Source organism: Desulfofundulus sp. (genome assembly GCF_049701015.1).
Lineage (GTDB): Bacteria > Bacillota > Desulfotomaculia > Desulfotomaculales > Desulfovirgulaceae > Desulfofundulus.
On the sequence record NZ_JBNATZ010000001.1, the window covers coordinates 43,926 to 53,660 of the forward strand.

At 54.3% G+C, this 9,735-nt stretch carries 8 protein-coding genes and 1 pseudogene; 1 reads left to right on the forward strand and 8 read right to left on the reverse strand.

What is annotated here, in order from left to right; genetic code table 11:
- From ACPLUI_RS00210 to nifV, 4 genes and pseudogenes are all read right to left on the reverse strand, one after another.
- Positions 1–114 (reverse strand): annotated as a pseudogene (locus ACPLUI_RS00210) (NAD-dependent isocitrate dehydrogenase); the annotation flags it as partial.
- Positions 115–138: 24 nt separating this feature from the next.
- Positions 139–639 carry a 3-isopropylmalate dehydratase small subunit gene (locus ACPLUI_RS00215; protein WP_424658255.1) on the reverse strand — a complete coding sequence of 167 codons (501 nt, stop codon included), beginning with the start codon at positions 637–639 and terminating at the stop codon, positions 139–141.
- Between the two features lie 24 nt (positions 640–663).
- Positions 664–1,920: a 3-isopropylmalate dehydratase large subunit gene (locus ACPLUI_RS00220; protein WP_424658264.1), complete on the reverse strand. Its 1,257-nt coding sequence runs from the start codon at positions 1,918–1,920 to the stop codon at positions 664–666.
- 7 nt (positions 1,921–1,927) lie between these two features.
- A complete protein-coding gene (gene nifV, locus ACPLUI_RS00225; RefSeq protein ID WP_424658256.1) occupies positions 1,928–3,094 on the reverse strand; it encodes a homocitrate synthase in 1,167 nt (388 codons plus the stop codon).
- Between the two features lie 437 nt (positions 3,095–3,531).
- Here nifV and ACPLUI_RS00230 point away from each other — a divergent pair, with 437 nt between their 5' ends.
- Positions 3,532–4,779 (forward strand): L-lactate MFS transporter, encoded by a 1,248-nt coding sequence (locus ACPLUI_RS00230; protein WP_424658257.1) that lies wholly within the window; start codon positions 3,532–3,534, stop codon positions 4,777–4,779.
- Positions 4,780–4,828: 49 nt separating this feature from the next.
- Here the strand turns inward: ACPLUI_RS00230 and gatB are convergent, their stop codons facing one another.
- The 4 genes from gatB to ligA all read right to left on the reverse strand — a co-directional run.
- A complete protein-coding gene (gene gatB, locus ACPLUI_RS00235; protein ID WP_424658258.1) occupies positions 4,829–6,274 on the reverse strand; it encodes an Asp-tRNA(Asn)/Glu-tRNA(Gln) amidotransferase subunit GatB in 1,446 nt (481 codons plus the stop codon).
- A 15-nt stretch (positions 6,275–6,289) separates the two neighbouring features.
- Positions 6,290–7,747, reverse strand: coding sequence for an Asp-tRNA(Asn)/Glu-tRNA(Gln) amidotransferase subunit GatA (gene gatA / locus ACPLUI_RS00240; protein ID WP_424658259.1), 1,458 nt, complete (start codon positions 7,745–7,747; stop codon positions 6,290–6,292).
- A 13-nt stretch (positions 7,748–7,760) separates the two neighbouring features.
- A complete protein-coding gene (gene gatC, locus ACPLUI_RS00245) occupies positions 7,761–8,042 on the reverse strand; it encodes an Asp-tRNA(Asn)/Glu-tRNA(Gln) amidotransferase subunit GatC (protein ID WP_424658260.1) in 282 nt (93 codons plus the stop codon).
- Between the two features lie 47 nt (positions 8,043–8,089).
- A partial coding sequence (ligA, locus tag ACPLUI_RS00250) for an NAD-dependent DNA ligase LigA (protein ID WP_424658261.1) occupies positions 8,090–9,735 on the reverse strand: 1,646 nt, incomplete at its 5' end.

The window sequence follows — 9,735 nt, forward strand, 5'->3', positions numbered from 1 at the left end:
CTCTACAACTTTCCATTCAATATTTACACCACTGGCATCTATAACCCGGCGGGTGGCCCGGGCAATTTCCGGGCCCACGCCGTCACCGGGGATAAGGGTTATCCTGTGTGCCACGTTTGAAACCTCCTGCTGCAGTACCTAATCGAATTTAAAACCACCGTGTTTCCGGAAATGGGCCGCCAGGCCGCCGTCATTAAGAATTTTAATCATTACCGGGGGTAAGGGTTTGGCTGTAATGGTAATCCCTTTCGTTTTATTGGTAATGACCCCTTGACTTAAATCAACTACTAGTTCATCACCCGGGTCGATCTGATCGGTGTCGCATTCCACTACGGGCAGACCCGTATTGATGGCGTTGCGGTAGAAAATGCGCGCAAAAGACCTGGCAAGAACCGCAGAAATGCGGGCGTGTTTGATGGCCAGGGGGGCCTGCTCCCGGGAGGAACCACAGCCGAAATTACGGCCGGCTACGATAAAATCGCCTGCGTTGATCTTCCGGTAAAAGTCGGGGTCCAAATCTTCCATGACATGTTTGGCCAGTTCCTGCATGTCCAGGGTTTTAAATTTATATTTGCCTGAAATGATGTAATCAGTATTTACGTCATCACCAAATTTATGGGCTTTTCCCTGTAAGAGCATCCCATCACCTACTTTATGTTCGATTTATCGTAAAAATTCACGAGGGTCGGTAATCCGGCCGGTCAGAGCCGAGGCGGCCACCGTAGCCGGAGAAGCCAGATAGATAAAAGCTTTACTGTTACCCATGCGACCTTTAAAGTTCCTGTTGGCGGTAGAAATCACATTTTCCCCATCCGAAGGTACACCATTATGGGTGCCCACACAGGGTCCGCAGCCGGGGGTAACCACGGCCGCACCGCTTTCCACCAGAGTTTGAATGATGCCTTCCTGCATCGCCTGCAGGTAAATGCGTTTGGAAGCGGGTGCGACAATCAATCGTACGTCCCGGTGGATGCGCCTTCCGGCCAGAATTTGGGCGGCGATGCGTAAATCCTCCAGCCGTCCGTTGGTGCAGGTGCCGATTACAGCCTGCTGGATGGGAGTCCCGGCTACCTCCCCTACCGGGCAGACGTTGTCTACTCTGTGGGGCCGGGCCACCTGAGGTTCCAGATTTGAGACGTCATATTCCTTGACCCGTGCATAAGTGGCATCGGGGTCCGGGCTTACCGGGATGAACTGCCGGCGGCTGAACCGGGCCAACCAGGCAAAGGTCTTCTCATCGGCTTCCATTAAACCCGCCTTGGCACCCATTTCAATAGCCATGTTGCAAATAGTAAAGCGACCGTCCATGGACAGGCCGGCTATGGCCTCACCGGTGTATTCAGCTGCCATATAAGTGGCGCCATCAGCCGTTACGTCGCCGATGAGGTGGAGGATGAGGTCTTTGGCGTAGACCCCCCGGGGGAGGGTACCGTGACAGACAAACTTGAAGGTTTCAGGTACTTTAAACCACATTTGTCCCGAGATCATGGCACCGGCCAGGTCGGTGGAACCAACGCCCGTGGAAAAAGCATTAAGTGCTCCGTAGGTGCAGGTGTGGGAATCGGCTCCGATAACCAGAGAACCTGGACCCACCCGCCCGCTCTCTGGTACTACCTGGTGGCAGACACCTTCTCCGATATCATAAAGATGAATGCCCTTTTCCCGGGCAAACCGGCGCATCAGCTGGTGTAGAGCCGATACCCCTTCATTGGGACTCGGTGCGCTGTGATCGATAACAAAGGCGACACGGTCAGGATCAAAGACTCTTACGCCCCCCATCTCCTCGAAGGCCCGGATAGCCAGGGGGGAGGTGCCGTCCTGTCCCATGATGAAGTCAACCCGGGCCACCACAATATCGTTGGCATATGCCTGCTGACCGCTATGATTGGAAAGAATTTTTTCAATAATGGTCTGACCCAAGGCAATATCACTTCTTTCCAAAATAATCTTCGTAGATATACATGAGCTCCTTGTCAAAGAGCGGACGCTTTAAGGCTACACAGTAAGAACGTACTTTGGCCAGCAACTCCTGGGCCCTGAATTCGCTCAGATGGATTCCGTATTCAGCAAACTTGGCCTTCAGGGCGGCAGTACCGGAGTGCTTGCCGATCACGATCTGGCGTTCCAGGCCCACTTCTTCCGGGTGGAAGGCCTCGTATGTTTTGGGGTTCTTCAGTGCGCCATCGGCGTGGATGCCTGATTCATGGGCAAACATATTGGAGCCCACGATAGCTTTCCAGGCTGGTAGTTCCCGTCCGGAAGCCCTGGATACATACTCGGCGATTTCCCGGAACATCTCGGTCTTGAATCCCAAATCAATGCCCATCAAGTGCTTCAAGGCCATGACCACTTCTTCCAGAGCGGCGTTACCTGCCCGCTCACCCAGGCCGATCACGGTTACCCCCACATGGGTTGCTCCAGCCCTGACACCGGCCAGGGCATTGGCTGTGGCCATGCCGAAGTCGTTGTGGGTATGCATTTCGATATCTATATCTACATTTTTAAGTATGGTTTGAATTCGTTCGTAGGTAGTAAAGGGATCCAGGATGCCTACTGTATCGCAGTAGCGCAGCCGGTCAGCACCAGCTTCTTTGGCTGCCCTGGCAAACTGGATCAGGAAATCCATGTCGGTGCGGGAGGCGTCTTCGGCGTTAACCGAAATATACATTCCCTCTTTTTTGGCGAATTCTACAGCCTTGACCATTTGTTCCAGGACCCATTCCCGGCTGGTTTGAAGCTTGTATTTGATGTGGATGTCCGAGGTGGAAATAGAAATGGCCACGGCATCTACCCCGCAGGCCAGGGATGCTTCAATATCTTTGATTACAGGGCGGTTCCAGCCCATAATGCTGGCCCTGAGGCCCGCTCTGCAGATTTCTTTGATGGCTTCCATCTCATCCCCGCCCATTACGGGGATACCTGCTTCGATCTGGTGTACGCCGATTTCATCCAGGAACTTGGCTATCCGTACCTTTTCCCGGTTGGCAAACACCACACCTGCTGTCTGTTCACCATCCCGCAGGGTGGTGTCCACAATAATGATTTTCTTCTGCTCCTTCTTTTCGTTCATGTTTTCAGTTAGTTTGTCAGTCATTTTATTCACCCCTTACAAAGATCCTTACCCCAATATTGCGTAGCAAAATGCGACACAAAATTATACAGCTTTAATAATACCATGAAATTGAACAACTGAAAAGCATTATTTGACCTGCCTGGAAGCTGGAGGGGTAATCTTCCAGATGGCTATTCTAAGACACCGAGCGGTCAAAATCAGGCTCCGGGTAAAAATTTGCTCCTGTTAAGCGGACTTTTTCTCTTTTTTTAGCGAAATGAAACCATTTAGTTGGTGGTTTTGTTTATTGCCGGAAGATCTATATTCTCGCCCTTTAAAAGAAAATACAATAAAAATGGGCGGAGGAATGCTCCGGGGAGGGATGCAATGACCAGCAGAACGCCCCATCGGATTTGAACGGCAGTACGGTACAACAGCAGGTAAGTCTCTTAAAAATTTTTTGACCGGAGGTGTCATTTATGAACCAACCCAACCAGCCCAGTGCGGCGCGGGCATGGTCGGTAACCTTCGCCGGTATGGGTATAAATCTCGCCCTGGGAGTGTTATACACCTGGAGTGTTTTTGCTGCAGCTCTCATTGATAAGCTACATTGGACCAAGACCCAGTCCCAGTTTCCCTATACCCTGGCTTGTGTAATGTTTGCACTGGTCATGGTTCCGGCGGGACGCCTGGTCGACAGGTTTGGTCCCAGGCTGGTCGCTACCATTGGTGGTATCCTGGCCGGTGCAGGTATGATTTTATCTGGAGTTACCCAATCGTTGCCAGGAATTACCATTGGCTTTGGACTCATTGTCGGGGCAGCCATGGGGTTTGGTTATGCCGCTCCTACGCCGGCGGCGGTAAAATGGTTCCAGCCGCATAAAAAAGGACAAATCGCTGGCCTGGTAGTGGCCGGTTTTGGTCTGGCCTCTGTTTATACAGCTCCCATGACGAAATATTTTCTTGCTCATTATGGAATCTCAAGAACTTATATTTACGAAGGAATAATTTTCCTGGCTGTTATCGTTATTCTCGCGCAGGCACTTTCCTTTCCTCCACCGTGTTATGTACCTTACGGAGGACCACCGCCAGCCACCAGGGCAGCGACTGCAGCAAGCTCGAGGCGTGACTTCACTCCCCGTGAGATGGTGGGCACTCCCCAGTTCTACCTGCTCTGGCTGATGTTTTGCTTTGCTGCTTCGGCGGGCCTTCTCGTCATCGGTCACCTGGCGAAGATTGCCAAAATTCAGGGCAATATCGACTGGGGATTTGTACTGGTAGCCGTGCTGGCTGTGGCCAATGCCGGTGGGCGGATACTGGCCGGCTGGTTGAGCGACCGGTTGGGCCGGACCAATACCATGCTGCTGGTCTTTGCCATTCAGGCTGCCAACATGTTGCTTTTTGCTTCCTACAGGACTCCGGCCACACTGTTAATTGGTTCCATTCTCACCGGGGTAGCTTACGGGGCCAACCTTTCCCTCTTCCCTTCGGCTACTTACGATTTCTTCGGACTGCAGAACGCCGGTATCAACTACGGTCTGGTATTTACCGCATGGGGTGCCGGCGCTCTCATCGGGCCGATCATTGCGGGGCGGGCGGCCGACCTTACCGGCGGTTACAATGCCAGTTACCTGATTTCCGCTGCCCTGCTGGTAGTAGCTGCCATCTTGAGTTTTGTAACCAAGCCTCCTGCGAAGCCGTCAGCAAGCGATGCAGTGAACGCGTAGTGGTTGGGGCGGGTTTCACAACCCGCCCCTTGACATCGAGGGTGAGCCTTTAACTGGAGTGCAGTCTTTCTCTGAGCAGACGGTTAACCAGCTCGGGGTTGGCTTTACCCCGGGTGGCCTTCATTACCTGGCCCACCAGGAAGCCGAAGGCCCTCTCCTTTCCTTTCAGGTAATCTTCGACCACTCTGGCGTTGTTTGCCAGAACTTCCTCCACTACGGCAGCAATTGCCCCCTCATCGGTAATCTGTACCAGTCCCTTTTCCTGCACGATTTGTTCCGGGTCTTTCCCCGTCGCAAACATTTCTTCGAAAACCGTTTTGGCAATCTTCCCGCTGATGGTGCCTTTATCCATCAGTTTGAGCATGTCCGTCAGCTGGCGGGGTGACACCTTGCACCGGGTTATATCCATGTTATGAGCATTCAACAGGCGTGAGAGATCCCCCATCATCCAGTTGCTGACCGCCTTGGCGTTGGGGTACAGGGCTACACACTCTTCAAAGTAGTCTGCCATTTCCTTGGTGGTGGTGAGCACGGTGGCGTCGTAAGCCGGGAGATCGTAGCGTTTGATGTAGCGGTTACGTCGCTCGTCGGGGAGTTCGGGAAGTGTGGCCCTGATTTCCTCCACCCACTGCCTGTCGATCACCAGGGGTACCAGGTCGGGTTCGGGGAAATAGCGGTAATCGTGGGCTTCTTCCTTGCTGCGCATGGGCAGGGTTACCCCTCTGGTTTCATCCCAGGTGCGGGTCTCCTGGATGATACGGCCGCCTTCCCGGAGGACAGCAATTTGCCGCTCTATTTCGTAGGTGAGGGCCCGCTGGAGCGCTTTAAAGGAATTCATGTTTTTAATTTCCGTTTTAGTTCCGAATTCCCTGCTCCCCCTGGGACGTACTGAAACGTTCGCGTCGCAGCGCAAGGACCCTTCCTCCATTTTGCAGTCGGAAACCCCCGTGTACTGGATGATGGCCTTCAATTTTTCCAGGTAGGCCCGGGCTTCCTCGGGGGAGCGCATGTCCGGCTCGGAAACTATTTCAATGAGCGGCACGCCGGTGCGGTTGTAGTCTACCAGGGAATAGGGGGAGGTGGCAATGGTGCCCTGATGGATCAGCTTACCCGCATCCTCTTCCATGTGTATGCGGGTGATCCCGATACGCCTGGTCTGTCCGTCCACTTCGATGTTTAGATAGCCATTCCTGGCAAGGGGTAAGTCATACTGGGATATCTGGTAGTTCTTGGGTAAATCCGGGTAGTAGTAGTTCTTGCGGTCGAACTTGGAGTACTCAGCAATTTCGCAGTTCAAGGCCAGAGCCGCCCGGATGGCGTATTCCAGCACCTTTTTATTCAAGACCGGGAGCACTCCTGGTAATCCCAGGCAAACGGGGCAAACATGAGTGTTGGGGTCCCCACCGAATTCCGTGGTCGAGGGGCAAAAAATCTTGCTTTTAGTTTTTAACTCTACGTGAACTTCCAGGCCGATGATGGTTTCGTATTCAACCAAAGCTTGCTTCCCTCCCTATAAAGACGGCCGGCGCCGGTGATAATCCGTATGTTGTTCGAAGGTGTAGGCCACCCGCAGGAGAGTGCCCTCTCCAAAGGGCCTGCCAATTAACTGCATGCCCACCGGTAAGCCATCTACAAACCCCGCCGGGACGGATATTCCGGGTATGCCCGCCAGGTTTACCGCCAGAGTGCAGATATCCGACATATACATTTGCAGGGGGTCGTCGGTCTTTTCTCCCCGCTTGAAAGCCGGGGACGGGGTGGTGGGAGCCAGGAGCACATCAAATCTTTCGAAGGCCCGGTCGAAATCCTGCTTGATTAAGGTGCGCACTTTCAAGGCCTTTAAGTAATAGGCGTCGTAATAACCCGCGGACAGGGCATACGTGCCAAGCATAATACGCCGTTTTACTTCCGGGCCGAAACCCCGACTTCGGGTCTTCATGAACATGTCCACCACATCCCGGGCGTCCTCTGCCCGGTAACCGTAACGGACGCCGTCGTAACGGGCCAGGTTGGAGCTGGCTTCAGCCGGTGCAATTAGATAATAGGTGGGCAGGGCGTACCGGCTGTGGGGCAGAGTAGTCTCCTCGATTTCCGCCCCCAGGGAGGCCAGCAGCTTGATGGCCTGTCCAATGATTTCTTTTACGGCGGGGTCAATCCCTTCCCCCATGTATTCCCTGGGTACGCCGATTTTCAGACCCTTTACGTCATCTCTCAAGCAGGATGTGAAATCGGGGATGTCCCGGGGTGCCGAGGTAGAATCCATGGGATCGTGCCCGCAGATGGCGTTTAACATGAGTGCACAATCGGTGACATCCCGGGTAAAGGGCCCGATCTGATCCAGGGAGGAGGCAAAGGCCACCAGCCCGTAGCGGGAAACGGCCCCGTAGGTGGGTTTTAATCCCACCACCCCACAGAGTGCTGCCGGCTGGCGGATAGAGCCACCCGTGTCGGAACCTAGGGCGGTAATGGCTTCCCCTGCTGCCACCGCCGCGGCGGAGCCGCCGCTTGACCCGCCGGGTACCCTTTCCAGGTCCCAGGGGTTGGCTGTCACAAAAAAGCCCGAGTTTTCCGTGGAAGAACCCATGGCAAATTCGTCCATGTTTGTTTTGCCCACCATGACTGTGCCGGCTGCTTCCAATTTTTCCACGACCGTGGCATTGTAGGGAGGTATAAAATTATAGAGGATTTTCGACGAGCAGGTGGTGCGTACACCGCGGGTGCACATATTGTCTTTAATGGCTACCGGGATGCCGGCCAGGGGTGACAGTTTTTCCCCGGCAGCAATTTGGCGGTCGATTTTCCGTGCCCGGTCAAAAGCCTTTTCCCTGGTCAGGGTTACATAGGCTTTGATTTTGTCTTCCACGTTATCGATACGGTTAAAGACGGCGCGGCAAACTTCTTCGGCACTGATTTCCTTTTTAATGAGCAAATCATGCAGTTCGTGGGCAGTGAGGTAGTAGAGCTCCAAAAAAATTCCCTCCTTATACTATCCGCGGCACTTTGAAAAATTGGCCTTCCGTTTCCGGGGCGTTGGCCAGTACCTCTTCGGGAGGCAGGTGCTCGCCCACTTCATCTTCCCGCCAGACGTTTTTCAGGGGCAGCACGTGGGCGGTGGGCGGTATGTCGTCTGTATTCAGTTCGTTGAGCATCTGGGCGTATTCCAGGATTGCGTTCAACTGTTTGGCAAACATTTGCTTTTCTTCGTCGGTCAATTCAAGGCGCGCCAAAAGCGCTACATGCTCTACGTCCTTGATGGTGATCATACCAGCACCTTCCTTATTTCTTTAAAAACTGACAACATTATAGCGCTCTAAGGGGGAGGTTGCAACTTTGACTGCTCCACCAGTCGGCGGAAGTCTTCCTCCCGCAGGATAGGGATACCCAGGGCCAGGGCTCTGTCGTATTTGCTGCCGGGATCCTCCCCCACCACCACGTAATCGGTCTTCCTGCTCACACTGGAGCTGACGCGTCCGCCCAGGCTCTCAATCAACTTCTGGGCTTCCTGCCTGGTAAAATGAGCAAGGCTGCCGGTGAGGACGAAAACTTTACCCGCCAGCGGTTTGTCGCCGGGTTCTTCTGCCTCTTCCCGGGTATTTACACCGGCGGAGACCAGTTTTTCCAGTACCCGGCGGTTTTGTTCCTGGGTAAAAAATGTCGTTACGCTTTCGGCAATCCTGGGACCGATTTCCGGAATGGCCACCAGTTCTTCATAAGTGGCCCGGGAGAGCCGGTCCAGGGAACCGAACCGCCGGGCTAAAATACGCGCGGCTCTTTCCCCCACGTGCCGGATGCCCAGGGCAAAAATCAGGCGATACAGGGGATTAGACTTGCTTTTTTCAATTGCCTCCAGGAGGTTTTGAGCCGATTTTTTGCCCATGCGCTCCAGGGGTACCAGGTCCTCCAGTCGTAAGGTGTAAAGATCGGCAGGATCCCGTACCAGTCCGGCTGTCAGCAGCTGGCCTATCACCGCCGGACCCAGGCCAGCAATATCCATGGCATTGCGTGATGCAAAGTGGATCAATCCCTCCCGCAGTCGGGCCGGACAGGCAATGTTGGTGCAGCGGGTTCCCGCTTCGCCCGGGGGACGAATGACCTCCGCGCCGCATTCAGGACAGCGGCGGGGCATGCTGAAAGTTTTTTCATCTCCAGTACGCTCTTCCGGGATTACTGCGACCACTTCCGGAATAACATCACCGGCTTTCTGTACAATTACCGTGTCCCCGATCCGGATGTCCTTTTCCTTAATTATGTCCTCGTTATGCAGAGTGGCCCGGCTGACTATGGTACCTGCCAGACGGACCGGTTCCAGAATGGCAGTCGGGGTCAGAACTCCAGTACGCCCCACCCGCAGGATGATGTCCCGCACTTTAGTTCTGGCCCGTTCCGCTGGAAACTTGAAGGCGATGGCCCAGCGGGGGCTCTTCATGGTGGCACCGAGCCGGGCCTGCTGAGCAAGGGAGTTGACTTTAATCACCATGCCGTCAATAGCATAGGGTAGTTTAAAGCGTTCTTCCTGCCACCGGCTACAGTAGTCAATCACTGCCTGGATATCGGGTAAAAGACGGTGATGGGGATTAACGGGAAAGCCCAGCTCCTTGAGCAGGGCCAGAGTTTCCGCATGCGTATGGACACTGATACCCTCCACTTCCCCGATGCCGTAGACAAAGATGCTCAACTGCCGGGAAGCTGTTACAGCCGGGTCGAGCTGGCGGAGGCTCCCTGCAGCGGCGTTGCGGGGGTTTGCGAACAGGGGTTCGCCTGCTTCTTCCCGGGCTTCATTCAGACGCATGAAAGCTTCTTTGGACATGTAAACTTCCCCCCGCACTTCCAGCAGGGGAACCGGGCGGCGCAGGCGCAAGGGGACGGCCCGAATGGTTTTCAGGTTGGCGGTGATATCCTCGCCAGTTTCTCCATCTCCCCGCGTGGCCCCGGTGGTCAGGAGGCCGTTTTCATAAC